Below are 25350 nucleotides of genomic sequence, written 5' to 3' on the forward strand. Positions count from 1 at the left end.
GGATTACCCTACAAACTGATTTATATTTTGAAATATGTCTGCCGTAAATTTAACCATTTCTGTTAGCATCCATGGTCCAAAAAAGATGAGGCCAACTAGAACTGCTACAATCTTTGGTATAAATGCCAGAGTCTGTTCCTGTATCTGTGTTGTTGCTTGAAAGATACTTACTAGCAAGCCAACGGCAAGCGCTAGTATCAATAAAGGTCCTGTGACTAAGATAATGGTATAAACACCTTTTTCAGCAAGGCCTAATACAAATTCACTGCTCACCTAAACCACCTACTTTTCTTTAATGTGCAAATTAGAAACCATCCAAAAGAGAATGCGTAATCATATACCATCCATCGACTAGTACAAATAATAGAATTTTAAATGGCAAGGAAATCATGACAGGTGGCAGCATCATCATACCCATTGACATAAGAACACTGGCAACAGCCATATCAATAATTAAAAAAGGCACGAAAATCATGAAACCCATTTGAAAGGCAGTTTTCAACTCACTTATGGCAAACGCGGGGACAAGCGTTGTTAGTGGTATTTCCTGAACAGTTTCCGGCTTTTCTAATTCAGCATAATTCATAAATAAAGCAAGGTCTTTCTGTCTTGTATGCTCTGCCATAAAGTCCTTCATCGGAGTACTTGCTCTTTCATAGGCTTCATCAAGCGTTATTTCTTCATCAAATAGTGGTTGCAATGCTTCGTCGTAAACCTCTGTAAATACAGGTGCCATAATAAAAAATGTTAGAAATAAAGCAATACCAATTAATACCTGGTTCGGTGGCATTTGTTGCGTTGCTAATGATGTTCTCACAAACGATAAGACAATAATAATTCTAGTAAAGCTAGTCATTAAAATTAAGATACCGGGTGCAAGAGACAATACTGTCAATAAAAGTAATAGTTTTACCGATGTCGCTATATTCGAAGGATCTGAACTTGAAAACATGTCTACGAATTCATTCATGACTATCTTCCTTTTGCTTATGCTGTTGAATCAATTTGCCGCGATTATTCTTTAGCTTTTTTAATTCAGTTGAGAAAAGATCTTTAAAGTTAGAACTATCTGATTCAGAAGCTGAAGGAGAACCCTTTTCTTTTGAAGAAAAGATATCTGCTAAAACTCCACTAGTTCCTTGTTGCATTTCACCCTGTCTTTGTAATTCAGCCTTCACACTGGCATCTGTGATTTCCTGTAAGAGATCTACATTGTCCCCCACCCCTAACAGGTAAAAACGATCTCCAAGACGAATTATTTGAACAGATTTATTTTGGCCAACCGATACTCCTCCAAGGCTTTCTAGTGCTCTTACCTTAGAAAATAATTTATTTCGCTTATTTAGGAATTTTAAAAGCACATAGATAAGAGCTAAAACAAGTACTAAAGCAAAGAATAATCTAATTAGATCAAACAGCATAGAGCCACCTTCCTCGTCTTGCCCCTGTTCCAATTGTTCGTCTTGATTCATCTGTTCTTGGTCAGTTTGACTATCCTTCCCATTCTCCTCTTCATTCACCCAGTCTGTCACATTGGCAGTACTTGCTATGGCTTCATGAGAAAATATAGAGAAGGATAGTAATGTCATGAAACAGATAACCATACAAATTTTTTTAATCAACATACTCACTCGTTTCTTAATTCAGTGCCTTCTGTATTGCTTCAATTACGCGGTCAGACTGAAACGGCTTCACGATAAAATCTTTTGCGCCTGCCTGAATAGCATCAATCACCATTGCTTGCTGCCCCATTGCAGAACACATAATGATTTTCGCATTTGGATGCTTTGTTTTGATTTCTTTTAATGCTGTAATGCCATCTTTTTCTGGCATGGTAATATCCATCGTAACCAAGTCAGGTTCTAATTCATTATATTTTTCAACAGCTTGTACACCGTCCTGTGCTTCTCCTACTACATTAAATCCATTTTTAGTCAAAATATCCTTAATCATCATTCTCATGAAAGCTGCATCATCTACAATCAAGATTCGTTGTGCCATTTGAAAATCCCCCTAAGTAAATTACTATTTAAGTTTTCTTAGCCGATCTGACTGGCTTAATATGTCTGTTACCCGTACACCAAAATTCTCATCTATTACTACTACTTCTCCTCTGGCAATAAGCTTTTCATTTACGAGAATGTCTACAGGCTCCCCAGCTAATTTATCTAACTCTATAATTGAACCGGCAGATAAATCTAAAATATCACGGATTGTACGTTTCGTTCTTCCTAGTTCAACTGTTACTTTCAACGGTATATCCATCAACATGTCCAAATTACGATGTTCCGATTTGTTCAATTCTACTGGCTCAAAACTGGAAAAAGCTGCAGGTTGAACAGTGCTATGCTGATTCGCGGAATTACCTAGTATGCTTGGGTCCTCGTGTTGCGAGTGGTGTACCTCATTGTATTGGTGTACAGTCTCTGCCGGCTCAGATTCATAGTTTCTTTCAAGCTCTTCTACTGTCACTGCGGCTTCGGCTTCGGCTCCTCCGTTAAGTAACTCATCTACTAGTTTTCTTGCAAAGCTCATCGGCATAAGCTGCATAATATTTGAATCTATTAACTCGCCCACTTTCAACTGAAAAAAGACCTTCACATAGGCATCTTCTGTAAACCTATCCTTGGTGTGATCCCCAGGGTCTTCTAATAGTATGTTTGGTGGTGAGATATCAACTTTCTTGTTGAATACTGTTGACATACTTGTTGCAGCTGCCCCCATCATTTGATTCATTGCTTCCTGGACAGCACTCAAGTGAATTTCATTTAATTCCTCTGCTGGTGAAGTTCCATCTCCCCCTAACATAATATCAGAAATAATTGCTGCATCTGCTGATTTTAGCACAAATACGTTTTTTCCAATAAAGCCATCAATATAGCTCACTTCGACACTTACTGGTTCAAAGTTAAACTCTTTTTCTAGGTCTGTCTTCTGAATTACAGATACGGTTGGTGTTGTGATATCTACTTTTTGGTTTAACAAGGTTGATAGTGTCGTTGCTGAACTCCCAAAAGAGATATTTCCAATCTCCCCTAGTGTATCTTCTTCAATTGTAGTTAAAGTCTGATGTACAGGTGTATTGGCATCAGCATCATCCGCTTCATCTTCACCAATCTTTAATAATGCATCAATTTCATCCTGTGACAGCATTCCATCATTCATCATCTATGTTCACCCCTTTAATTTCTTCCATTATTTGCACTGACAATTTATTTTTTTTCTTGCCAGGCTGCACATAAAATTTTGGCTTATCATTAACTTCAAGTATAAGTGGATCTTCGATTGTCTGATCCAGACCGATCACATCATTCGGCTTTAAATTAAGAAATTGTTCAATATTTATATTTGTTGTTCCTAGCAACGTTTTAGCTTCTACTTTTGCAGTTTCCAGATTTGTAGACAATTTACTATATGCTTCGTCGTCTCTTTCTTTAGTAGAAGTTTGCATCCAATAATGGACAGATAGTTTCGAAATAATTGGCTCAAGGACAATATGAGGAATACAGATGTTTATTAATCCACTTGTATCACCTATGGCAGTATTTAAAGAGACAACAACTACCGTTTCATTTGGGGAAACCATCTGTAAAAACTGTGGATTTACTTCAAATTCTTCCATAACAGGATCAATTTCTACGATCGAAGACCAAGCTTCTTGCAGGTTAACAATTGCCTTTTCAAAAGTTTGTGACATGAGAATGGTTTCTATTTCAGTCAGGTTGTCAACTTTATTTGCACTATATCCCTTGCCCCCGAGTATTCTGTCCAATAACGCATACGCGATATTTGGGTTAATTTCCATCACTATTCTTCCATCTAGTGGTGCCACACTGTATGTATTAAGTACTGTCATCTTTGGAACTGACCTTATAAATTCTTCGTATGGTATTTGATCTACAGATGCAACATTAATGTTTACATATGTCCGCAATTGAGCAGAGAAAAATGTTGTAAGCATCCGTGCGTAGTTTTCATGAATTCGAGAAATACTCCGTATTTGATCTTTTGAAAAACGTAAGGCACGCTTAAAATCATATATACGAACTTTTTTCTCTTTCTCTTCTTTTTTAAGTTCTTCTGCATCCATTTCGCCTGACGTAATAGCAGACAGGAGAGCATCTATCTCATTTTGTGAAAGAACTTCATCTACCAATTAACTCACCTCCATGCTGGAGTTTTACATCCATATTTACTGCAAAATCTTATTTATTGTATAAACATCGGTAATCTTTCCATCTGTCATCACTTCGTTTAACTTGGATTGAACGGTCCCTTCTAAATCAGATAGTCCTGCTTTGAAGTCCTCTTCATTCAGTACAGCTAACTCTTTAATAAGGATGTTTTTGAGCTGGAAATCTCGTTTGCTTATTTCTTCCTTGGCAGCTTTACTGTCTGTCACAATTTGAAATTGGATACGCACAAAACTTCCATCCTCCAAATCTGTTGTTATCTCAGGTGATTCGTAGGAATGCTCTACAATATCATCGATCGTCTTCGCTTTACCTTCGTTTTCGTCTTTATTGAAATTAACGATTACTAAAAATACTGCAGCTGCTCCAACAATCAGTATAACTATAGAGGAAAGCATCACCTTAACTAACTTACTCATCTTTGCCTTCACCTGCTTTATTTAAAGATTGTTGCAATCCAATTTTGTTGTAAAAATCGGTTGCCATTTCAATTACCGTTTGTTCCTTTTCTTTAACGACAACTTTTTTGCCGTTTAATAACGTAATGGTTGTGTCAGGGAATGCTTGAACCTGTTCGATCATTAACGCATTAAGCGTAAATGTTTCATTATTTAAGCGTCTCAACTCAATCATAAAATGGGCGGGAGTGCCAAGATATGGCACTCCCTACCTCCTTATCGTTTTAGATTTACTAGCTCCTGAAGTATTTCATCTGATGTCGTAATAATACGTGTATTAGCCTGGAACCCACGTTGTGCAGTAATCATCTCTGTGAATTCTTCTGAAAGATCAACGTTTGACATTTCAAGTGAACCACTAACGATGCTTGCTGTTCCTTCTGTTTCAGGAGCAACTAATCCCCCTTCTTGCAACCCAGCATTAGTACTGTCTAAGAAAAGATTACTTCCGGCTTTTTCCAAACCAGCAGGATTAGAAAAAGATGCCAATCCAATTTGTCCAGCATCTTGTGGTTCTCCAGCTGCATTAATATAGGAGACTGTTCCATTGCTTTGAACACTAAAGCTTTGTGCATCATTTGGAATACTTATTTTTTGGTTATTTAAATCTTGTAGGTAATAACCTTGTGAATTTACAATATCGCCACTTTCATCCAAATAAAAATTACCTGCTCTTGTGTAAAACGTTTGATCACCATTTTGAACAACGAACATTCCGTCACCTTCCAATGCAAAATCCAGCGGATTATTTGTTGTCTGTCTAAAGCCTTGTGTGTGGATGTTGTCAATTGTTCCAAGCTGTGAACCAAGCCCCACTTGGGATGGGTTAACTCCACCTCGTGTGCCATCTATAGCACCCTGTGCACCAGCTGTCGTTTGACTCATCATATCCTGAAAGGTTACCCTTCCTTTTTTAAAGCCTGACGTGTTTACATTGGCGATGTTGTTCCCAATTACGTCTAATTTATTTTGAAAGCCTTTCATACCTGAAATACCAGCATACATTGAACGTAACATTATACATTTCCCCTTTTTGGTTTTTTCGATTTCGCTGTATCTATCCATCAACAGCGTTTGGCCTCCCATTAGGGTCCAGCCTAGTTATCTAACAGAATCGTTCCATTAATATTTGTAAATATACGGCTTGAAGCTTCTTGTCTATTCATTGCAGTAACCACTGTATTGTTTTTCGCACTAACTAGCAAAGCTGCCTGATCTGTAAGGACTAATGAGTCTGTTATCCCTTTTGACTTTGCTTCCTTTACTTTGTCGCCAATTTGTTCCCATTGCTTTTCATTAATCGTAATGTTTCTTTCTTGAAGCCGCTCCGAGGCATGCTTGCTAATTTTTAACCCTGTCTGTTCTGTTAAAACATCTTTAAAACTAACGGTTGGTGTGGAATTTGGTTTCCTAACAGGTGCAGTTACATTTAGGGCATGCTGGTGCGGCAATTGATGAATACGGTGATCCATCGTGCTCACATCCTTTTTCTACCATTACGCTTTTTCTTCTGTATCTTCGGTTGGATCACTTACTTGAATGGCAGCATCCGCATAAATTTTATCTCCGTTTTTCAGTTCAAGAACTGCCCATCCCTCATGCTGACTCACCGAAACCACTTGACTTGAAATCTCTTCACCTTTTTCTCCGGTTTCTTCATCAACAGCCCGATAGCTTACTTCCTTTCCAATCATATGACTATACTGAATGACTGGAGAAATCATTTGACTCTCTACTAGTCTATCTATCGATTTTGCCATATTCATTGTCTGCTCTAGTGAAGAAAATTGGGCCATTTGCGAAATAAACTGCTTGTCATCCATCGGGTTGCTAGGATCCTGATTTTGTAGCTGTGCCATAAGAATTTTTAGAAACTCATCTTTTCCTAGATTCGTACTTGGTGTCCTGTCATTAGGTTGATTTTTTAAATACAAGGACGGGTCTAGATTCACAGACATTATTTCCACCTACACTTTCTCGTTCATTATTAACTCATGAAACTGTGTTGCAAAATCATCTTCTGGTTGATCATCTTCTTCCTGCCTTGTATCACTAGATCGGTTTTGGTTTTGCTCAGAGTGCTGGCTATCTTGGTCCTCTTGCAAATTCTGAGTTTGTTGAACTGTCGGATCCTGTTTCTCTATTACAACTTGGTTTGGTGAGAACATATTGCGCAACTGGTGAATATTCCCTTCCATCATCTCTTTTGTTGCCTGAGAAGAAACAAGTATTTTCACAGTCATTTCACCATTTATTTGTGTAAGCTTTATCATCATATCACCAAGGTTTTCAGGTCGTAATGAAATAGAAAGCTGTGTCGTTCCATTTGATTTAGCCGCAAATTTGCTTGAGTGGATAAGTTGTTGAAACTGCTCGACTAATTGTTTATCTGGTGACTTTATAGCTGTATGGGAAGAGTTGATGTGAATAACAAGCTGTTCCGTTTGACTCATTGGCCCAGTTAATGTAAATGAGCTCTGCCCTGCACCTTCCACTTTAGTGGTACCTTCTGTCTGTTGTGCTAATGCGTTTGTGACCCACTTCGCAACATCACTACTTGTTACCTTGGAATCAGTGTTGTACTGATTCTTTGAAGCCATCTGGTTACGTTTTTCAAAAGATTGTAGTAATTCCTTCCAAACCCCTTGTAACCCAGATGTCTCCTTTTTCATTAGGTTAAGTACAGTATCTCCACTTTTCTCTACGCCCGACTTCTTATCCAACGACATCCATTGTTGTAAAAAGTGTAATAACGTTGGCGCTGCTTTTTCTGCATCTTGTTTAGAAGATATTTGGGATAGAACAGAATTTACCTCACTTAACAATTGAGCGAATTCACTAAATAAGGGTGGCAGGTTAGCCATTTCATTCAGTTTTGCCCCTACATCTAACTTTTCAGCATTACTCTCGGATTCCATTAGGGTTGCTAAGAGATTCATAAGCTGCTCCTGCTCTTCCTCAGTCAATTCAACTCTTCCTCTTATCTCACCAACCTGAAATATAATCGCTAAATCTGGTTGTAATACATTAGAATCTATCTCCTGGTCGGTCCCATTTGGAAGCTCAGCTGTCTTGTTATTGCTATTTTGTTCTGTTTGCAAAAGCAATTCTCCTAATTCATTCGCTTCGTTGCCATGCTCACTATCTAGCATTGCTTGGAACAACCCCCCTTTGCCTGGCGTCTTTTCAGAGGTCGCAGGTATCTTAGTGAATTGTGCTAGATCTGAAAACATCCCGATCGCATTCATTTTATATCACCCCCTCTCAAATCTTTTAGTTCCCTGCGTCAATGAAACGTTTTGTTAAGTCTGCTGCTTTTGCTGGTTCCATCTCTGCCAAGATAGCGCCTCTAACTTTGTTGGAAACTTCCTTTAATATAGATATAGCTGTTTGATTATCTAGATCTTGTATAATTAAAGCTGCCTGTTCGCCGTCCATGTCTTTAAAAGAACTTGCGATTGTCTGAATTGTGCTGTTCGCCGTTTCTTCTTCTTCTTTATCCATTTCAGCAGTAGCCTCATTTTGCTTATTCCGATTTTCTAATATTATGGCTTCCTCTTCTAAGCGATCAATTATTGCTTTCATGTCTTGTACTTGTTGGTTAAGTTGTTCAATTTCTTCATCTTTTGCAGTCAATTGTTCAGCCGTCTGCTCCAATGCTTCTTCGCCTGACTCTTTTTCAGGCTCCGTTATAAGCGAAGAAACAACTGGAACGCCACTCCCTTTTTCCTTTATCCAGTCCATTACGTTTACTCCTGCCATACTAAAGGCAATTGCCGCAATGACTAATGCGATAAGTAATGGAATCACAATCGCAAAAAGGAACCAAAGGAATGGATTTGTTTTCTTTTTCTCTTCTTTTAATTCTTTTTCCATTCCATCACCTGTTTATATGACTTAAATATTGCTGAATTGAGACTTCATCCATCGAGGATTTCTCCATTTTCTCCTGGATTACTTTCTTCTCTTCCTGTCTCATTTCAATAATCTTATCGAACTTCTTCATTTCTACATGTGCTTCGGTAAGTAAACTTTGCTTCAATTCCATATCATTTCTTGCATGCTGAACAGCATTTTGCATGTCCATAATTTGCTTATTTAATCGCTCAATATATGCATTTTGCTCTCTTATTCTATCAAGCGTTATAGCTTGTTGAATCGCATCCTCATAATCTCTTTCAGCATTTTCCTTCTTCTTTAATAACTGGAACATTTTTGTGGCGATGTCCTCAAAAAATTCAGTCGACTGATGATAGGCTTTCTGTGCATCATTTTTTTCTTTTTCCCGGACATTACGAATTTTAGATAAAGCCATTAATTCCGCCATTAGTTCGTGCCTCCATTTATTAATGCTGACATTTGTTCAATTGATTCATTTCGTGATAAAACCTCGTTTACGTCTTGTTTTAAAAAGGATTGTATCTTTGGTTGATATGAAATTGCTCTATCTATTAATTGGTCTGTACCTCGCTTGTAGGCACCAATATTAATTAGTTCACTATTCTCTTCATATTTTGCCATTAGTGAACGTATTTCCTGGGCTATTTGCTTGTGTGCATCCCCAGTAATTCCATTCATCACACGGCTTATAGATTTTAAAATGTTAATTGCCGGAAACTGACCGCGCTCTGCAAGCTTTCTGTCCATTACAAAATGTCCGTCTAAAATACCTCTAACAGTATCCGCAATTGGCTCATTCATGTCATCACCATCAACTAATACTGTGTAAAATGCTGTAATTGTTCCATTTTTGTTTGTACCTGTTCGTTCAAGTAATTTTGGAAGTGTAGCAAATACGGAGGGTGTATATCCTTTTGTTGTTGGTGGTTCCCCAGTAGCAAGTCCAACCTCACGTTGGGCCATGGCCACTCTTGTAACAGAATCCATCATAAGGTTCACATTATAACCCTGGTCACGGAAGTACTCACTAATAGCTGTTGCAGTATAGGCCCCTTTTATTCGCATTAACGCTGGTTGGTCAGAAGTGGCGACCACCACAATGGAGCGTTTAAGTCCTTCTGGACCAAGGTCCTTTTCAATAAATTCTCTTACTTCTCTTCCTCTTTCACCTATTAGTGCTATAACATTAATATCTGCATCACTATTTCTAGCTATCATACCTAATAGTGTACTTTTCCCAACACCACTTCCAGCAAATATTCCGATACGTTGCCCCTTCCCTACCGTTAGAAGGGAATCAATAGCTTTAACCCCGACCTGAATTGGTTCAGAAATGGGGGGCCTCTCCATTGGATTTGGTGGAGACTGATCAGTTAGATAACGGGTTAAACCTTGTGGTAGAGAAGAATGATCTAATTTTTCTCCTAATGAATCGACTACATTACCAATCAGGCCTCTGCCCACTTTTATCCTGAGGGGTTTTCCTGTGGACTCCACAAGACACCCAGGTCCGATTTCATTCACTTCAGCGTAAGGCATAAGGATTATTCTTTCATTATTAAAGCCAACAACCTCTGATAATATAGGAGAACCACTTTCAGATGAATGAATATAACAAACTTCTCCTATATTGGCAGCAGGACCTTGTGACTCTATCATTAAGCCAACCACCCGGAGTACTTTCCCGTAGCGTTTATATGTATCTGCTTGTTCTACTGCTGAGAGGTATTGTGAAATGTTCATTGTTTTTGCTCCAATACAATTTCATGTAATACTTCCCTAATTTGCTTTAATTGAGTATCTATTCCAATGTCTAACTCACCAAAAGGATGTTGGATCCGACATCCATTTTCTTCAATGGTATCCTTTAGATAGATTGCAAGTTTTGTATCATCATTTAATATTTGTAGCAATTCTTCTTTTTGCTGAACTACAATCTCATAGTTCTTAGGATTTAGATAAATGGAAATGATTGATTGATCCTCTAGTTCCTGAATCGCTTTTTTTATAATTTGCAAAAAAGATGTAGGTTCCTCTTTAATATGTTGGTCTATTATTTTTTCAGCAGTATGTATTGCTATATTTATAATTTCATCCGTACTTTTTTCTACAGTTTGCTCGAATTCTTTCATTGCACGATCTGTTAACTGGTTCACCTCATCTAGTTTTGCTTCATAAGCCAACCAGCCTTCTTCTTTTCCTTTATTAAACCCATCTTGGTATCCATCATTGCTAGCCTGTTCAATTAGGAATTTCTTTTCATCTTCCCAACTTAACCTTGCTTGCTCAATCTCTTTATGCGTCTCTTCTAGCATCTTCGTAGTCTTTTCCTTTATTTCAACTAAAGACTCCTGTGCGACTTGGAGTTCTGCCTGGACTTGTGCTTCAGTATCAAGACCTTTTTCCACATCGTTGCTTGTTCTTACTGGCTTTATCTTAATCAACCTGCCACCAGTCACGTGTGAATCAGACAATGATATCATCTCCTCCACCTCTGGCAATGACTATCTCTCCTATGTCTTCCAATCTTCTAATCGTTCCAACAATTCTTGTTTGTGCTTCCTCTACATCTCGTAAACGTACAGGACCCATGTATTCCATTTCTTCTTTAAAAGTCTCTGCCATTCTTTGGGACATATTTTTAAATACAATATCTTTCACTTCATCACTTGCTACTTTAAGAGATAAACGTAAATCATCGTTTTCTACTTCTCGAATCACCCGTTGAATTGCTCTATTGTCAAGAATAACAATATCTTCGAATACGAACATTCTTTTCTTGATTTCATCAGCAAGCTCTGGGTCTTGGATCTCAAGTGCATCTAATATGGTCCTTTCTGTACTGCGATCTACGCCATTGAGTACTTCTACAACCGCTTGAATTCCACCCGTTTGTGTATAATCTTCTGTCACAGAAGAAGATATATTCTTTTCTAAAACCTGTTCAACCTGGGTAATGATCTCAGGTGAGGTAGAATCCATTGTTGCGATTCTTCTTGCTATATCAGCCTGCATCTCTTGTGGTAGCGCAGATAAAATTTGACCAGATTGCTCTGAGTCTAAATAGGATAGAACAAGTGCGATCGTTTGCGGATGTTCGTTTTGAATGAAATTCAATACCTGCTGTGGCTCTGCTTTTCTTGCAAAATCAAATGGTCTTACCTGCAAGGAAGAAGTAAGCCGATTTATTATATTGGAAGCTTCCTGACTCCCAAAAGCTTTTTCTAAGACTGTTTTCGCATACCCTATTCCACCCTGTGAAATAAAATCTTGCGCTACAGCAATTTGATGAAATTGATCTAAGACATCTTCTTTTAAAGAATTATCAACTTTTTTTACTGAAGAAATTTCCAGGCTAAGCTTTTCAATCTCTTCCTCGGTTAAATGCTTGTACACCTGAGCAGACACATCTGGACCTAAGGAGATCAGAAGAATCGCTGCTTTTTGTTTGCCTGTTAAAGTGCCTTTTTGTCTCGCCATTTAATCTCCTCCTAATCTTCCCCAATCCAGCTACGTAATAGTTTTGCAAAATCTTCTGGCTTGTCTTGCGCAATCTTTTCTAATTGCTTTCGACGGACTTCTGATTCTGTTTGTTCATTCTCTGGTAAATCTGGTATTTCTACCGGTGTTTCTTCTGACGTATAACTTTCCTCAATAATTTCTTCTTCTTCCCCACGGTTACGCAGCAACATAATAACTAATACAATAATGATTAGTAGTAAGGCTCCCCCTGCTACATACATCCATAACGAAATACTAGCAGTTGTAGGTACAGCAGTATTAGCTTGTTTTCCACTAAACTCTTGGAAGGTGATTGATACATTCCCTTCAGGAGCAGTTTGCTCAAACTCTGCGTCAATCGTGGTGGTAGTAATGGAGTTTAATATAGAAGAGATGCCTTCTTCTACAGTAGTCTGTTCCTGTTGTGATAAATATTCTACTGTGTCTCCATCGTCGTTTTTAACATTATTCACAGCTACCTGTATTCCAAGGTTACGAACTTTATAAGGACTTTCTACAATTTCTCTTTGAATCCGGTTATACTCATTGTTTACCGTTTCTTTAACAAGCTCGTAATCTCCGTTTTCGCCTTCTGCTGCACCTTGATAATTTGCTATATCTTCATCACCAGTACCAGCATTTCCGCCAACAGGAGGATTACCACTATACGTTTCTTGTATTGTTTCAACACTGACTGGCAAGCCTTCCATATTCTCCTCGTCAGCAGGTTCTACAAGATTTTCCGTTCTGTTTTCTTGAGTAAAGTCAATATCAGACGTTACAGATACGATTACATTCTCCCCGCCAACCATGGCACTAAGCATCTGTTGTAGTCTTTTTTGGATATCTCGTTCTATGTCTTTCTTTACTGATTGTTGATATGTATGTGCATCCTGTGTTCCATTTGCTGTCTGACTATTTCTATCAAAGTATTCAAAGTACTGATTCATGATCACGATATTGTCTGCAGGTAGATTGGGTACCGCTTTTGATACTAAATGATAAAGCGACTCCATTTGGTTACCTTCAAATTGATATCCAGGAGTCGTATTTACGACAATGGAAGCACTAGCCTCTTGAGCCGCGTCACTAACAAAGACTGGATCCTCTGGCATATTGATCATAACTTCAGCACTTTCTATCCCGTCAATACCTTTCATCAAGTTAGCCAATTCAGTTTGCATCGCATCTAGCTTCATTACATTAAATTCATTATCTGTCACACCCCAAGATGCATTTTCACTAAAAAAGGAATAATCAATATTCCCGCTATTTGGCAGACCCTGTCCTGCAAGATCAACAAGCAGAGTATCCACCTGGGTTTCTGGAACATTTATAGATGTTCCCCCATCTTGCAGCTCATATTGTATACCTCTCGTCTCAAGCTCTGTCTTTATTTGTCCCACTTCTTGTAAAGAAAGATTGCTGTATAACGGAACTAATTTAGTGCCAGGCGACAAAAATAATATCCCACTTATCAGCAGGATGACTAAAAATATAGATCCGATAAAGACTCCTTTTTGCGTATTGGAGCGCTTTTTCCAGAAACCAGTCGTACTTTCTTTCCAACTCATTATCTTCTCTTTCATATATTCCCCCACCATAGTGCCAAAGTTGATAAAAACCTCTAACCATACTATGTACATTACTATACCTAATTAGTATTTTGATTAAAGTTCTTTTTTTGAATTTAAATTGTTTGTTAAGAAGTACACAAGCCTGTCCCCGCGTAAAAGGAAATTAAACCTGCATTCGCATAATTTCATTATAGGCATCTATAGCTTTTCGTTGCATTTGAACACTCGCTTCCAATGTAATGCTTGCCTTTTGTGCTGTTATCATTACATCGTGCAAATCATCAATTTGGCCAGAAGCAAGTGCTTCGGTTTTTTTGTCTGAGGCTATTTGCTGGCTGTTCACATTATTAATAGCGGCCTTTAAAGTATTCGCAAAGCTTGCTTGTGCTTCGCCTGGAGTTACTGCAGCCTTGCTAATTGGTTGATTTGCCATATTTCCCATTGTTATGTTATTAATCATTATTTATAGCTCCCAACATAATTATTTTCCAATTTCTAATGCTTTCATGAGCATTCCCTTGCTTGCATTTAAAGAGGTTATATTTGCTTCATATGATCTGGTAGCACTCATTAAGTCAACCATTTCTTTTAAAGGATCAACATTTGGTGTTTGAACATAACCAGTATCATCAGCGTCTGGATGTGTTGGGTCATATATTAATTTAAAAGGGGTTTCATCTTCTGTAATACCTGTGACCTTCACGCCATTCCCAGTTCCGTTAACTGTTCCTGTTGCTTTATGTAAAAAAGATTTAAAACTTCCGCCGTTCGGCTCAACCGAAACCATTTTTCTTCTATAAGGCTCGTAATCACCATTTTCATTGATTGTCGCTCTAGTGGTCTGCGCATTAGCTATATTTGAAGAGACGACATCCATTCTAAGTCGTTGTGCGGTAAGCGCACTTGCGCTTGAATTTATTGCATTAAAAATGGACACTACTAATTACCTCCCTGTAAAACTTTTTGCAAACTACCAAACTTACCATTTATCCGATCCACTAATGCCTGATAGTAGATTTGGTTTTTGGCAAGTTCTGCCATCTCTTTGTCTACATCCACGTTATTTCCGTTACTATTGTAGGATGTATTGTTTTTTGTCATTATTTGGTAAGATGAATCAGAAGTACCATTAAAGGAAAGGTGCCTCTCATGTGTCCTTTTTGCCTCTACATTCTGTGACATGCTCTCATTTAATATATTTTTAAACACAGCATTCTTTGCCTTGTAATTCGGTGTATCGACATTTGCTATGTTATTAGATATGGTTTGGTTCTTTGCTGACGCGTACTGCATTGATTTTTCCAAAGTGGAAATAGTGCCTCTAAACAGATCCATCCATTCCCCTCCTCAATCTTTTTTTCGACGGTCAAAAATATTCTTAACATACGAATATTGTAATTTATAAAGACGGCAAAGTCTATCACTTTTCGACATTTTCCTTATTAAGAACATAATATAGTTAAATGTAACTAGGTCTTATTTATCAATAAATTGGCTTTTTAATTGTTAATTTTCCTTAACTTTACTTTTTTCCATATAATTTTATCCCATTTTCGTCGAAAAACATTAAAAAATGTAGTAAATTTTTTTCAGTTTTATTAACCAACAAAAAAGACGCCCCGTCTAGACCAAAGTCTGACAAGGCGTCTTCTAAAAGTTTATCTTGAGCGAAGTTTCTCAAGCTCAACTAAAAATTTACTGTTTAGTACTTTAATATATGTCCCTTTCATTCCTAGTGAACGGGATTCAATTACTCCAGCACTTTCAAGCTTTCTAAGGGCATTAACGATAACTGACCTTGTGATTCCTACACGATCCGCAATTTTACTTGCAACAAGCAAGCCTTCATTACCATTTAATTCTTCAAAGATGTGATCGATTGCTTCAAGTTCACTGTATGAAAGAGAGCTGATTGCCATTTGTACTACAGCTTTACTACGTGCTTCCATTTCAATCTCTTCCGTTTTCTCATGAAGGATTTCCATTCCTACTACAGTCGCACCATACTCTGCAAGTAATAGGTCATCATCATTAAAGCTATCTGTTAACCTTCCAAGCACTAATGTACCTAATCGTTCTCCACCGCCGATAATCGGCACAATAGTAGTTAACCCAGTTTTAAATAGTTCACGATTCTCAACAGGAAATACTGTTTGCGGGCTGTCCATATCAAGGTTTGCTGTTGTTTCATGAATGTTGAATAACCCTTCTGTATACTCTTCAGGAAATTGTCTTTGTTCTAACATATCCTTCATACGTTCGTTTTCTATTTCTTGATTGATCGCGAAACCTAATAATTTACCTCTTCTGCTAAGAATGTAAACATTCCCTTTGATTACGTCACGTAAAGAAGCTGACATATCGTTAAAATTCACTGATTTACCTGTAGCCTTCTGTAGCATTGCATTAATTTTTCTTGCGCGTCCTAATAATTCCATTAATGATCCTCCATTCAATTGTTTGATATTATAGTATAAATTGACTTAAGTCCTTGTTTTTAGCAATAGTACTTAGTTTTTCATCCACATAAGCTGGTGTTATTTCGATTTGCTCCATATTAATTTCAGGTGCTTCAAACGACAAGTCTTCCAAAAGCTTTTCTAGGATAGTGTGCAGTCTTCTCGCACCAATATTATCAGTCTCTTGATTTACCTGATAGGCAATCTCAGCTAATCTTTCTATAGCTTCGTCTGTAAAAACAACTTTTATACCTTCCGTTTGTAACAATGAAGAATATTGTTTTAGTAAGGCATTAGAAGGTTCACCTAAAATCCGTTTAAAATCTTCTACTGATAGTTTATCCAATTCCACTCTAATAGGAAATCTTCCTTGGAGCTCAGGGATAAGGTCAGAAGGCTTTGCCATATGGAAGGCGCCAGCTGCAATGAAAAGCATGTGATCTGTCTTAACAGGCCCATGTTTTGTCACAACAGTTGAACCCTCAACAATTGGAAGAATGTCTCTTTGTACACCTTCTCGAGATACATTTGCATTGTTATCTTGCTTACCAGCTACCTTATCAATCTCATCGATAAATAGAATACCGGATTGTTCTGCCCTTTCTACGGCAATTTGAGCAGCTTCCTCTAAATCAATCAGTTTACCAGCCTCTTGTTGGGTCAAAACGTTTCTTGCTTCTGAAACAGGAAGCTTTCGTTTTTTCTTCTTCTTAGGCATAAATTGGCCAAATGCGTCCTGCATGTTCATCCCCATTTGTTCCATTCCCGAACCTTGTAGCATATCAAACATGGAAGGAGGAACTTCCTCTATCTCAATTGTGACCATGCTGTCTTCTAGTTCACCTAGGGCTAACTGGTGCTCAACGCGTTTTCGTTTGTTTTTAATTTCCTCATCATTTTCTTCCTTGCTCTCAGACTGTTCATCGTCATTTCCGCCAGAGAAGAGCATCTCAAAAGGATTCTTCATAGAAGACTCTTTTTTTGCCTGGGGCACGAGTAATGCGACCAACTTTTTATTGGCTTCTTGTTCTGCTTTAGCCTTTACTTCTGTCATTTTCTCTTCTTTTACCATACGTAGTGACATTTCTACAAGGTCTCGAATCATCGATTCAACATCTCGACCGACGTATCCTACTTCTGTAAACTTGGTGGCTTCAACCTTAACAAACGGCGCACCAACCAATTTTGCTAATCGCCTGGCGATTTCCGTTTTTCCTACTCCTGTAGGGCCAATCATCAAGATATTCTTAGGAACTATTTCGTCCTTTATTGTATCATCAAGCTGCATCCTTCTGTAGCGGTTGCGCAAAGCTACCGCTACAGATCGTTTAGCACTCTTTTGACCAATTATATATTTATCCAATTGACTGACAATCTGCTTTGGCGTGTAATCAATACCCATTGTCCAAAGGCCTCCTTTTAGTCAAGTACCTCTAAGGTTATCTGGTCGTTTGTATACACACAAATCTCACCTGCTATTTCCAATGCTGATCTTGCTATTTCTTTTGCAGTTAAATGATCAGCCTTCCTGGCAAGCGCTCTACCAGCACTCAAGGCATAATTACCCCCAGACCCTATGGCCAAAATGCCATCATCCGGTTCAATTACTTCTCCAGTACCTGAAACTAAAAACATATTCTCTTTATTCATTACAATTAGCATGGCTTCCAGTTTACGGAGTACTTTATCACTTCTCCATTCCTGAGCCAGTTCAACAGCAGCCCGTGCTAAATTACCATTAAAGGCTTCCAGTTTTCCTTCAAACTTTTCGAAAAGCGTAAAAGCATCTGCTACAGAACCAGCAAAACCCGCTAGTACTTGACCACGAAATAATGTACGAACTTTTTTAGCCTTATGTTTCATAACAACTGCATTTCCAAGTGTCACTTGACCGTCACCACTCATTGCACATTGTCCATTATGGTTGATGGCAAATATAGTCGTTGCATGCATCTCGTTTGCCAAATTAATCACCTCTTCTAGTCATTTGACTGGTTATTTGCCCTTGGGTGGCTATTCATATAGACACTGCGCAAATAATCCTTTGTAACATGAGTGTAAATTTGTGTAGAAGACAGATTTTCATGCCCAAGTAGTTCCTGCACACTACGCAAATCAGCCCCTTCATTTAATAGATGGGTCGCAAACGTATGTCGTAACTTATGGGGATGAACGTGGACTGTTAAAGCAGCTTTTTCAACCATTTTATTAAGAATTAATCTTATTCCTCTAGCCGTCACAGGATTTCCACGTGCATTTAAAAAAACAGCTTCGGTCTGCTGTTCCGTCTTTTTCAGTAGCAATTGTCGCCCCTCATTTATGTACGTTTCCAAAGCAATTTCTGCAAATCTTCCAAATGGAATGTACCGTTCCTTTCTTCCCTTACCTCGTACAAAGATAGTGCCAATTGTAAAATCGATATCCTGTAACCTTAATCCTTGGCATTCACTTACCCTCATACCTGTAGCATAAAGCAATTCAAGCAATGCTTGATCTCGCTGGCCAGTCGGCTCGCCGAGATCGTTAACGTCAAACAGTTTTTCAAGTTCCTGCTTGTATAAGAAACCAGGAATAGGTTTTTCGGTCTTGGGAAGAGAAATATGAACAAAAGGGTTGGAAAGAAAAATATTTTCTCTTTCTAAATACTTGTAAAAGCTCCTCAACGTAGAAATTTTTCGAGAAACAGACCTCCTGCCTAGCTGATTGTTATATAGCATTGTCAGGTATATGCGCACAACTTTCTGGTCTACATCACGCAGATCAACGATACCTTCCCCTTGTAAAAAACGAAAAAATATTTCCAGATCATTCTGATAATATTTCACAGTATAAGGGGATGCGTTCTTCTCAATCTGCAAGTAGGACGTAAATGCTTTAATTGCTTCATCGAAATTCAGCAAAACTTCACCCCATTGATTAGCGAATAAATCATATCATAGAAAAACTTGAAGTGCAATAAATTTAACAAAATTGCAACAAAATTCTGAATTACTCCATGGCTATCCTACACTCTTCAATCAATATATTTAAGTTCATAGCAATTAAACACCCATAAGACGTAGTCTTTGCTGTCAAGGCATTACACTTACCAAGGCGTAATTATAACTGTTTCCCTAATGATAGTCAACAATCTTCCCTTATAAGCATATTAATCTTTCTTAACATATTTATTTACTAGTCCCTTTAGATATTATTTGGCTTTAAACGTTTTCTTTTAAAATCTAATTGATGAAGCCTTCACAGCAATACAGTCAAGTTATCAATAGGGTAGCCTTTTTGTGCCATGCAGATGTTAAGACTTCGATAACATTACCAATAGTTACCAGTTAATCGAAGAGGTATAGCATTACTAGAACTCTATCTGGTTATAGAGCGCCACTAATATAGAGTGAAATGTTTTTTTAGAAAATAGTCTATAGAAGCAATCTTCTTTTCTTAATATCGTCCAAATATAACTAGAGTATTCCTAATTCACCTATTTTTTCCTTTGTTTTATCTGTTCCTAATTTATAAACTTTACGATAAACAGTTATGAGATGATCATCATAGCTGTTTCGTTCATCATCTGCGCCCCATTCGTCAAAAGGCTTGGATAAATATTCTACTGAGTTTTTAGCATTTTTATTTTCGTGAAGAAAAAGCTCCCGTATTTCTTCAACCTCTTCATTATTAGCCACAATTTCGTATTCTGCAGAACGATCTGGTATGGACACCTCATTAATTTCTTTTTCCGTTATCTTTACGAAATAATGTTTTCTTTGGTCCACTAGATTACCTCCTTCAAACTTATATTAGCTACTGTTCCCTTTTTGCACGGACAAAAAACACTTAATAGACTATACACTCATGTAAATTAGCTTAAGAAAAAAACTGCCCACTCAATTTGCGGACAGTTTTTTTACATTGCGCTCTATGCTTGCGCTGTTTCTTTATATTCACAATTTGTACATTGTATTTGTGTTTCCTTCTTACTTTTCTTTTCTACTAACAGAGATTCACATTTCGGACACGGTCTTGAAATTGGTTTATCCCATGAAAGGAAATCACATTCCGGAAAACGATCACAGCCATAGAAGATTCGACGTTTTTTTGATTTTCTTTCAACGACATTTCCTTCTTCACATTTTGGACACTTTACACCAATCTCTTTAAGAATTGGTTTCGTGTTTCGACATTCAGGAAAATTAGAACAGGCAAGGAATTTTCCATACCTTCCCATTTTATAGACCATCTCATGCCCACAGTTCTCACAGTCTATGCCTGCTGGCTCATCACGAATTTCAATTTTTTCCATTTCCTTTTCAGCTGTTTCCAAGCGCTTTTCAAAACCTTTATAAAATCCATCAATGATAGTGATCCATTCTGTCTTACCCTCTTCAATGGCATCCAGATCACCTTCCATTTTAACTGTGAAGTCCACATCTATGATTTCTGGAAAGAATTCTTTAACCAGATCCAATACGATAGTTCCAAGCTCGGTAGGTATAAAACGCTTGTTATCAATCGTCACATAACCTCTCCGCTGAATCGTATCAAGTGTGGGGGCATATGTGGAAGGTCTCCCTATTCCTAATTCTTCCATTGTACGAACAAGTCTGGCTTCTGTATAGCGCGGTGGTGGCTGTGTGAAATGCTGATTTGGTTCTATTTCTTCGGATTTAACTGTCTGTCCTTCATGAAGGTCTGGGAGAAATTTATTTTCCTCTTTTTTATTATCATCCGTTCCTTCAACATATACCTTCATAAACCCTTTGAATTTTACTTTTGATCCAGTCGCTCGAAATTCTACTTGGTTATTTAAAAGGTGAACAGTCATGGTATCTAAGACTGCAGGTGCCATTTGGCTAGCGAGAAATCGTTCCCAAATTAATTTATATAGTCTAAGCTGGTCTCTCGATAAGATAGCTTTTAAGGACTTTGGTGTACGAAGGGCTGAAGTTGGCCGAATTGCTTCGTGAGCATCCTGTGACCCTTCCTTCTTTTTAGTAGCCTTACTTGTTCCCAAATAATCTTCCCCATAAGTCTCTTCTATATAATCCTTTGCTTCGTTTTTGGCTGTATCTGAGATCCTTGTGGAATCTGTACGCATATACGTTATAAGTCCGGTAATACCACCTGATTTTTTTCCTAAGTCAATTCCTTCATACAATTGCTGAGCAACCATCATGGTTTTTTTTGCACGAAAATTTAGCTTTCTAGCGGCTTCCTGTTGCAAAGAAGAAGTAGTGAACGGCTGGGATGGGTTTCTTTTCCGCTCTCTTTTATTAACCTTATCAATTGTAAAACCTTCTTCATCGAGCTGGTTGATTATTTGTTTCACATCATCTTCTGTTTTTAGCTCTTGTTTCTTACCATTTACACCATAAAAAGATCCACTAAATAACTCTTCATCTTTTTTAAAGCTTCCTTCTATCGACCAGTATTCCTCTGGTTTAAAATCCTCTATTTCTTTCTCTCGATCAAGGATCATCTTCACTGCTACAGATTGTACACGGCCTGCGCTTAGTCCTTTTTTCACCTTTTTCCAAAGTAATGGACTAATATTATAGCCAACCAACCTATCTAAGATTCGGCGTGCTTGTTGTGCATCTACTAGGTCTGTATCAATTGATCTCGGATTTTTAAAAGATTCTTTAATAGCTTCTTTGGTGATTTCATTGAAAACAACACGGCACTTAGAGTTTTCGTCCACATTAAGTATATGGGCAAGGTGCCAAGCAATTGCTTCTCCTTCTCTATCGGGGTCGGCAGCAAGATAGATTTTTTTCGCTTTTTTGGCTGCTGTACGTAATTCTTTTAATACATCGCCTTTTCCACGAATTGTAATGTATTTTGGTTTATATTCGTCTTCTGTATCAACGCCCATCTGACTTTTTGGCAGATCACGGATATGTCCCATTGATGCTTTTACTTTATATTTTTTCCCCAAATAACGTTCTATCGTCTTCGCTTTTGCTGGCGATTCTACGATTACTAGATAATCTGACATTATATTTTCCTCCCACATGAGGTTACAAATAATTTAAATTGGAAATCTTCACTAATAGTAAATATATACGTTCCATTTGTCAAACATACAATTTAATGAAGAAGTTGGCTTTCGCTTCTTTCCCTATCACTAATCCCTGCTAATCGATGCAAAATAAGAACCTTGAGTATCCCAGTCCTCAAAAATACATTGGGCATCGATTACAAGTTTCGCACCTTCCTGTATCATACGATGACATCCTTTGGTTTGTGCTACTAACGGGGAACCTGGAATGGCATATACTTCCCTTCCTTGATCTAGTGCTTGATCAACTGTTATTAACGTACCGCTTTTTTCAGTTGCTTCTATTACAAGGGTACCAAATGTCAACCCACTGATGATTCGGTTGCGCTCCGGAAAATGGAATCGGCTAGCTGCTGCACCAGGTGGATACTCTGAAAGGACTATACCACTTTTACTAATCTCTGTAAATAATGCATGGTTTTCCTTAGGATAAATATGGTTGAATCCACTTCCAAGTACAGCAATCGTATTTCCATTATAAGCTAAAGCTTCCTGATGAGCATAGGTGTCGATTCCTCTTGCCATTCCGCTTACAATAACCCACCCCTTTTCCACAAGAGGCTGCACGATTAATTTTGTTTTTTTTCTTGCTTCAACTGTTGGCTTTCTTGTTCCAATTACACTAATAGAAGGAACTCTTGATAATAAATTTAGATTACCCAAAGTATACAAGACCAAGGGAGGATCTTTAATTGTTTTTAAACTAGTGGGGTAAGCTTGATCAAAAATAGAAATAATGGAATATAGTTTTTTATCTTGCTTAATTTGATCAATGAGGTCAGAGTTATGGAGATCTTGATATAGAGGAATTGCTTTCTTTTCAGGGATGTGAAAATATTTTGTAAGGTCTTTTGGGGATAGATAGTAAATCTCTTTAAGTTCAATATCTTTCTGGATAATATACGTTAACATACGTCTGGTCATACCTTTGCTTCTTGATAGATGAATTAATCTATCACTTTGTCTACTCAATATACATCATCCTTTCATGGAGAAAAAGCCCAGGAATTTCATCATTCCAGGGCTTCTTCACTAGTTCTTTTTAATGCGTTTTACATTTCTCTTTTAAACCGTTCTCTTCTAATACACGGATCATCGTGTCACCCATTACAGAAGGTGTTTCTGCTACCTGAATTCCGCATTCGTTCATAACTCGAATTTTTTCGTCAGCAGTGCCCTTTCCACCAGAAATAATGGCACCAGCGTGTCCCATTCGTTTTCCTGGAGGGGCAGTAGCACCACCAATAAATCCTACTACCGGTTTTTTCATATTGGCTTTCACCCACTCTGCTGCTTCTTCTTCAGCAGTACCGCCAATTTCACCAATCATTATTACGGCTTCTGTTTCACTATCTTCATTAAATGCTTTTAGTGAATCGATAAAATCTGTTCCATTTACCGGGTCCCCACCAATTCCTACTGCAGTGGACTGACCATAGCCAGCTTCAGATAATTGATGAACAGCCTCATAGGTTAACGTTCCTGAACGTGAAACAACGCCAATATGACCTTTTTTGTGAATGTAGCCAGGCATGATACCAATTTTACATTCTTCCGGGGTAATAACTCCAGGGCAGTTTGGTCCAACCAGACGAGTCTTTTTCCCTTCCATATAACGTTTCACTTTCACCATATCCATTACAGGAATATGCTCTGTAATACAGATAGCTAAATCCAGCTCAGCATCTACTGCTTCTAATATTGCATCTGCAGCAAATGGGGCCGGAACATAAATAACGGAAGCATTTGCTCCAGTTTCTTCAACTGCTTCTTTAACTGTATTAAATACAGGTACGCCTTCTACTTCAGAGCCGCCTTTTTTTGGTGTAACCCCTGCAACGATATTAGTACCATACTCTAGCATTTGCTTTGTATGGAATTTTGCTGTACCACCTGTAATTCCTTGTACAACTACTTTTGTATCTTTATTAACAAATACACTCATACTTGTCCGTCCTTTCCATGCAAACTATTACGTTTTTATTTTACTAGAGAAACAATTTTCTCAGCGCCGTCTGCCATTGATCCAGCAGATGTAATATTTAAGCCTGATTCCTCGAGAATTTTCTTTCCTAATTCAACGTTTGTTCCTTCCAGACGAACAACAAGCGGAATTTCCAAACCAACTTGCTTAGTTGCTTCCACAACACCTTCTGCAATTACATCACATTTCATAATTCCACCGAAGATGTTAACAAAAATCCCTTTAACATTGGCATCAGATAAAATAATCTTAAATGCTTCTGTTACTTTCTCTGCTGTAGCACCGCCCCCAACGTCAAGAAAGTTTGCGGGGTCTCCGCCATAATGCTTAATGATATCCATTGTGGACATTGCAAGTCCTGCACCATTAACCATACAGCCAATATTACCATTCAGAGAGATGTAGCTAAGATCGTATTTGCTTGCCTCAATCTCTTTTTCATCTTCTTCATCAAGATCACGCAATTCCTGAATATCTTTTTGACGGAATAAAGCGTTATCATCAAAGTTCAATTTAGCATCAAGAGCCAGTACTTCTCCGTCGCCAGTTGTTACCAATGGGTTAATTTCCGCGATGGAACAATCCTTTGCAACAAATGCCTCATAAAGCGCCATCATAAATTTCACAGCTTTGCCCATTAATTCATCTGGAATATTAATGTTGAATGCAAGTCTACGAGCCTGATAGCCTGATAGTCCTACTACAGGATCAATTACTTCTTTAAAAATCTTTTCTGGTGTAGCTTCTGCTACCTCTTCAATCTCTGTTCCACCTTCTTCAGATGCCATCATTACAACACGAGAAGTGGCACGGTCAAGAACCACACCAACGTAGTATTCTTTTTTAATATCGCAGCCCTCTTCAATAAGCAAGCGTTTTACTTCTTTACCTTCTGGACCAGTTTGATGTGTTACTAGTGTTTTTCCAAGTATCTCATCAGCGTATGTACGCACTTCATCCAAGCCTTTAGCAACTTTAACACCGCCCGCTTTACCGCGACCGCCGGCATGGATCTGAGCTTTAACTACTGTTACATCAGTACCTAGTTTTTCAGCCGCTTGTACAGCTTCATCAACTGTATAGGCAACATAACCATTAGGAACGTTTACACCATACTGACGCAAGACATCTTTGCCTTGATATTCATGAATGTTCATCCTTTATCCTCCCATCAAAATTCACTGCATTTCTATTGTATTAAAAAAAAAGAACTTTCACAAGAATAA

General features: G+C 38.0%; 30 protein-coding genes. All 30 read right to left on the reverse strand.

From position 1 onward, the window contains the following. Positions 1–3: 3 nt before the first annotated feature. Positions 4–273 (reverse strand): flagellar biosynthesis protein FliQ, encoded by a 270-nt coding sequence (fliQ, locus tag BN985_RS12360; protein ID WP_042223759.1) that lies wholly within the window; start codon positions 271–273, stop codon positions 4–6. A 31-nt stretch (positions 274–304) separates the two neighbouring features. Further along, positions 305–970 carry a flagellar type III secretion system pore protein FliP gene (fliP, locus tag BN985_RS12365; protein WP_042223760.1) on the reverse strand — a complete coding sequence of 222 codons (666 nt, stop codon included), beginning with the start codon at positions 968–970 and terminating at the stop codon, positions 305–307. Then, a complete protein-coding gene (locus BN985_RS12370; protein ID WP_198030004.1) occupies positions 963–1622 on the reverse strand; it encodes a flagellar biosynthetic protein FliO in 660 nt (219 codons plus the stop codon). Before BN985_RS12370 ends, fliP begins: the two co-directional genes overlap by 8 nt. Positions 1623–1638: 16 nt before the next feature. Further along, positions 1639–2001: a response regulator gene (locus BN985_RS12375; RefSeq protein WP_042223761.1), complete on the reverse strand. Its 363-nt coding sequence runs from the start codon at positions 1999–2001 to the stop codon at positions 1639–1641. Positions 2002–2025: 24 nt separating this feature from the next. Then, positions 2026–3168: a flagellar motor switch phosphatase FliY gene (gene fliY / locus BN985_RS12380; RefSeq protein ID WP_042223762.1), complete on the reverse strand. Its 1143-nt coding sequence runs from the start codon at positions 3166–3168 to the stop codon at positions 2026–2028. Next, positions 3158–4156: a flagellar motor switch protein FliM gene (fliM, locus tag BN985_RS12385; RefSeq protein WP_042223763.1), complete on the reverse strand. Its 999-nt coding sequence runs from the start codon at positions 4154–4156 to the stop codon at positions 3158–3160. Before fliM ends, fliY begins: the two co-directional genes overlap by 11 nt. Positions 4157–4192: 36 nt before the next feature. Next, entirely contained in the window at positions 4193–4612 is a 420-nt protein-coding gene (gene fliL, locus BN985_RS12390) for a flagellar basal body-associated protein FliL (protein WP_042223764.1), read from the reverse strand. Next, on the reverse strand, positions 4605–4826 hold the full coding sequence (locus BN985_RS12395) for a flagellar FlbD family protein (RefSeq protein ID WP_042224092.1): 222 nt from the start codon (positions 4824–4826) through the stop codon (positions 4605–4607). The genes fliL and BN985_RS12395 overlap by 8 nt, the downstream gene beginning before the upstream one ends. 41 nt (positions 4827–4867) lie before the next feature. Further along, a complete protein-coding gene (flgG, locus tag BN985_RS12400; protein WP_042223765.1) occupies positions 4868–5668 on the reverse strand; it encodes a flagellar basal body rod protein FlgG in 801 nt (266 codons plus the stop codon). An 80-nt stretch (positions 5669–5748) separates the two neighbouring features. Continuing rightward, positions 5749–6123: a TIGR02530 family flagellar biosynthesis protein gene (locus tag BN985_RS12405; protein WP_042223766.1), complete on the reverse strand. Its 375-nt coding sequence runs from the start codon at positions 6121–6123 to the stop codon at positions 5749–5751. 24 nt (positions 6124–6147) lie between these two features. Further along, complete coding sequence (gene flgD, locus BN985_RS12410) at positions 6148–6609, reverse strand: flagellar hook assembly protein FlgD (protein ID WP_042223767.1); 462 nt, start codon at positions 6607–6609, stop codon at positions 6148–6150. A gap of 9 nt (positions 6610–6618) precedes the next feature. Continuing rightward, positions 6619–7899 carry a flagellar hook-length control protein FliK gene (locus BN985_RS12415; protein WP_052360680.1) on the reverse strand — a complete coding sequence of 427 codons (1281 nt, stop codon included), beginning with the start codon at positions 7897–7899 and terminating at the stop codon, positions 6619–6621. A gap of 25 nt (positions 7900–7924) precedes the next feature. Continuing rightward, positions 7925–8527: a MotE family protein gene (locus BN985_RS12420; RefSeq protein ID WP_042223768.1), complete on the reverse strand. Its 603-nt coding sequence runs from the start codon at positions 8525–8527 to the stop codon at positions 7925–7927. A 4-nt stretch (positions 8528–8531) separates the two neighbouring features. Next, on the reverse strand, positions 8532–8978 hold the full coding sequence (gene fliJ / locus BN985_RS12425) for a flagellar export protein FliJ (RefSeq protein ID WP_042223769.1): 447 nt from the start codon (positions 8976–8978) through the stop codon (positions 8532–8534). Beyond that, positions 8978–10294, reverse strand: a complete 1317-nt coding sequence (gene fliI, locus BN985_RS12430) for a flagellar protein export ATPase FliI (protein WP_042223770.1) — start codon at positions 10292–10294, stop codon at positions 8978–8980. The genes fliJ and fliI overlap by 1 nt, the downstream gene beginning before the upstream one ends. Continuing rightward, positions 10291–11025: a flagellar assembly protein FliH gene (gene fliH, locus BN985_RS12435; protein WP_042223771.1), complete on the reverse strand. Its 735-nt coding sequence runs from the start codon at positions 11023–11025 to the stop codon at positions 10291–10293. Before fliH ends, fliI begins: the two co-directional genes overlap by 4 nt. Beyond that, the gene (gene fliG, locus BN985_RS12440) at positions 11018–12031 is read right to left on the reverse strand and encodes a flagellar motor switch protein FliG (protein ID WP_042223772.1); all 1014 of its coding nucleotides are present in this window, start codon (positions 12029–12031) and stop codon (positions 11018–11020) included. The genes fliH and fliG overlap by 8 nt, the downstream gene beginning before the upstream one ends. Positions 12032–12042: 11 nt before the next feature. Continuing rightward, a complete protein-coding gene (gene fliF / locus BN985_RS12445) occupies positions 12043–13641 on the reverse strand; it encodes a flagellar basal-body MS-ring/collar protein FliF (protein WP_042223773.1) in 1599 nt (532 codons plus the stop codon). A 151-nt stretch (positions 13642–13792) separates the two neighbouring features. Continuing rightward, the gene (fliE, locus tag BN985_RS12450) at positions 13793–14089 is read right to left on the reverse strand and encodes a flagellar hook-basal body complex protein FliE (protein WP_042223774.1); all 297 of its coding nucleotides are present in this window, start codon (positions 14087–14089) and stop codon (positions 13793–13795) included. 21 nt (positions 14090–14110) lie between these two features. Then, positions 14111–14566 carry a flagellar basal body rod protein FlgC gene (gene flgC / locus BN985_RS12455; protein WP_042223775.1) on the reverse strand — a complete coding sequence of 152 codons (456 nt, stop codon included), beginning with the start codon at positions 14564–14566 and terminating at the stop codon, positions 14111–14113. 2 nt (positions 14567–14568) lie between these two features. After that, a complete protein-coding gene (flgB, locus tag BN985_RS12460; protein ID WP_042223776.1) occupies positions 14569–14964 on the reverse strand; it encodes a flagellar basal body rod protein FlgB in 396 nt (131 codons plus the stop codon). A 323-nt stretch (positions 14965–15287) separates the two neighbouring features. Then, on the reverse strand, positions 15288–16067 hold the full coding sequence (codY, locus tag BN985_RS12465; protein WP_042223777.1) for a GTP-sensing pleiotropic transcriptional regulator CodY: 780 nt from the start codon (positions 16065–16067) through the stop codon (positions 15288–15290). Between the two features lie 28 nt (positions 16068–16095). Further along, complete coding sequence (hslU, locus tag BN985_RS12470) at positions 16096–17490, reverse strand: ATP-dependent protease ATPase subunit HslU (RefSeq protein ID WP_042223778.1); 1395 nt, start codon at positions 17488–17490, stop codon at positions 16096–16098. 17 nt (positions 17491–17507) lie between these two features. Beyond that, complete coding sequence (gene hslV / locus BN985_RS12475; RefSeq protein ID WP_269635329.1) at positions 17508–18053, reverse strand: ATP-dependent protease subunit HslV; 546 nt, start codon at positions 18051–18053, stop codon at positions 17508–17510. A gap of 14 nt (positions 18054–18067) precedes the next feature. Further along, positions 18068–18988 (reverse strand): tyrosine recombinase XerC, encoded by a 921-nt coding sequence (gene xerC, locus BN985_RS12480; RefSeq protein ID WP_042223779.1) that lies wholly within the window; start codon positions 18986–18988, stop codon positions 18068–18070. Positions 18989–19543: 555 nt separating this feature from the next. Then, the gene (locus BN985_RS12485) at positions 19544–19855 is read right to left on the reverse strand and encodes a hypothetical protein (RefSeq protein ID WP_042223780.1); all 312 of its coding nucleotides are present in this window, start codon (positions 19853–19855) and stop codon (positions 19544–19546) included. 143 nt (positions 19856–19998) lie between these two features. Then, complete coding sequence (topA, locus tag BN985_RS12490; protein WP_042223781.1) at positions 19999–22077, reverse strand: type I DNA topoisomerase; 2079 nt, start codon at positions 22075–22077, stop codon at positions 19999–20001. 129 nt (positions 22078–22206) lie between these two features. Further along, positions 22207–23112 carry a DNA-processing protein DprA gene (dprA, locus tag BN985_RS12495; protein ID WP_232225586.1) on the reverse strand — a complete coding sequence of 302 codons (906 nt, stop codon included), beginning with the start codon at positions 23110–23112 and terminating at the stop codon, positions 22207–22209. 70 nt (positions 23113–23182) lie between these two features. Further along, positions 23183–24085 carry a succinate--CoA ligase subunit alpha gene (gene sucD, locus BN985_RS12500; protein WP_042223783.1) on the reverse strand — a complete coding sequence of 301 codons (903 nt, stop codon included), beginning with the start codon at positions 24083–24085 and terminating at the stop codon, positions 23183–23185. Positions 24086–24120: 35 nt separating this feature from the next. Next, on the reverse strand, positions 24121–25281 hold the full coding sequence (gene sucC / locus BN985_RS12505; protein ID WP_036573087.1) for an ADP-forming succinate--CoA ligase subunit beta: 1161 nt from the start codon (positions 25279–25281) through the stop codon (positions 24121–24123). Positions 25282–25350: the final 69 nt, after the last annotated feature.

Origin of the sequence: Oceanobacillus manasiensis, assembly GCF_000724085.1 — a bacterium.
In the GTDB taxonomy this organism is placed as follows: domain Bacteria; phylum Bacillota; class Bacilli; order Bacillales; family Amphibacillaceae; genus Oceanobacillus_B; species Oceanobacillus_B manasiensis.

What these genes read in the sequence shown, in the direction of transcription:
- flgD (WP_042223767.1), bottom strand. Translation starts at nt 6,609, where the DNA reads ATGTCTGTGAATCTAGACCCGTCCTTGTATTTAAAAAATCAACCTAAT.
- fliF (WP_042223773.1), bottom strand. Translation starts at nt 13,641, where the DNA reads ATGAAAGAGAAGATAATGAGTTGGAAAGAAAGTACGACTGGTTTCTGG.
- topA (WP_042223781.1), bottom strand. Translation starts at nt 22,077, where the DNA reads ATGTCAGATTATCTAGTAATCGTAGAATCGCCAGCAAAAGCGAAGACG.
- flgG (WP_042223765.1), bottom strand. Translation starts at nt 5,668, where the DNA reads ATGTTACGTTCAATGTATGCTGGTATTTCAGGTATGAAAGGCTTTCAA.
- BN985_RS12415 (WP_052360680.1), bottom strand. Translation starts at nt 7,899, where the DNA reads ATGAATGCGATCGGGATGTTTTCAGATCTAGCACAATTCACTAAGATA.
- BN985_RS12420 (WP_042223768.1), bottom strand. Translation starts at nt 8,527, where the DNA reads ATGGAAAAAGAATTAAAAGAAGAGAAAAAGAAAACAAATCCATTCCTT.
- hslU (WP_042223778.1), bottom strand. Translation starts at nt 17,490, where the DNA reads ATGGGTATTGATTACACGCCAAAGCAGATTGTCAGTCAATTGGATAAA.
- BN985_RS12405 (WP_042223766.1), bottom strand. Translation starts at nt 6,123, where the DNA reads ATGGATCACCGTATTCATCAATTGCCGCACCAGCATGCCCTAAATGTA.
- fliG (WP_042223772.1), bottom strand. Translation starts at nt 12,031, where the DNA reads ATGGCGAGACAAAAAGGCACTTTAACAGGCAAACAAAAAGCAGCGATT.
- sucC (WP_036573087.1), bottom strand. Translation starts at nt 25,281, where the DNA reads ATGAACATTCATGAATATCAAGGCAAAGATGTCTTGCGTCAGTATGGT.
- flgB (WP_042223776.1), bottom strand. Translation starts at nt 14,964, where the DNA reads ATGGATCTGTTTAGAGGCACTATTTCCACTTTGGAAAAATCAATGCAG.
- fliY (WP_042223762.1), bottom strand. Translation starts at nt 3,168, where the DNA reads ATGATGAATGATGGAATGCTGTCACAGGATGAAATTGATGCATTATTA.
- fliE (WP_042223774.1), bottom strand. Translation starts at nt 14,089, where the DNA reads ATGATTAATAACATAACAATGGGAAATATGGCAAATCAACCAATTAGC.
- BN985_RS12375 (WP_042223761.1), bottom strand. Translation starts at nt 2,001, where the DNA reads ATGGCACAACGAATCTTGATTGTAGATGATGCAGCTTTCATGAGAATG.
- codY (WP_042223777.1), bottom strand. Translation starts at nt 16,067, where the DNA reads ATGGAATTATTAGGACGCGCAAGAAAAATTAATGCAATGCTACAGAAG.
- sucD (WP_042223783.1), bottom strand. Translation starts at nt 24,085, where the DNA reads ATGAGTGTATTTGTTAATAAAGATACAAAAGTAGTTGTACAAGGAATT.
- fliL (WP_042223764.1), bottom strand. Translation starts at nt 4,612, where the DNA reads ATGAGTAAGTTAGTTAAGGTGATGCTTTCCTCTATAGTTATACTGATT.
- fliI (WP_042223770.1), bottom strand. Translation starts at nt 10,294, where the DNA reads ATGAACATTTCACAATACCTCTCAGCAGTAGAACAAGCAGATACATAT.
- fliP (WP_042223760.1), bottom strand. Translation starts at nt 970, where the DNA reads ATGAATGAATTCGTAGACATGTTTTCAAGTTCAGATCCTTCGAATATA.
- fliJ (WP_042223769.1), bottom strand. Translation starts at nt 8,978, where the DNA reads ATGGCGGAATTAATGGCTTTATCTAAAATTCGTAATGTCCGGGAAAAA.
- BN985_RS12395 (WP_042224092.1), bottom strand. Translation starts at nt 4,826, where the DNA reads ATGATTGAGTTGAGACGCTTAAATAATGAAACATTTACGCTTAATGCG.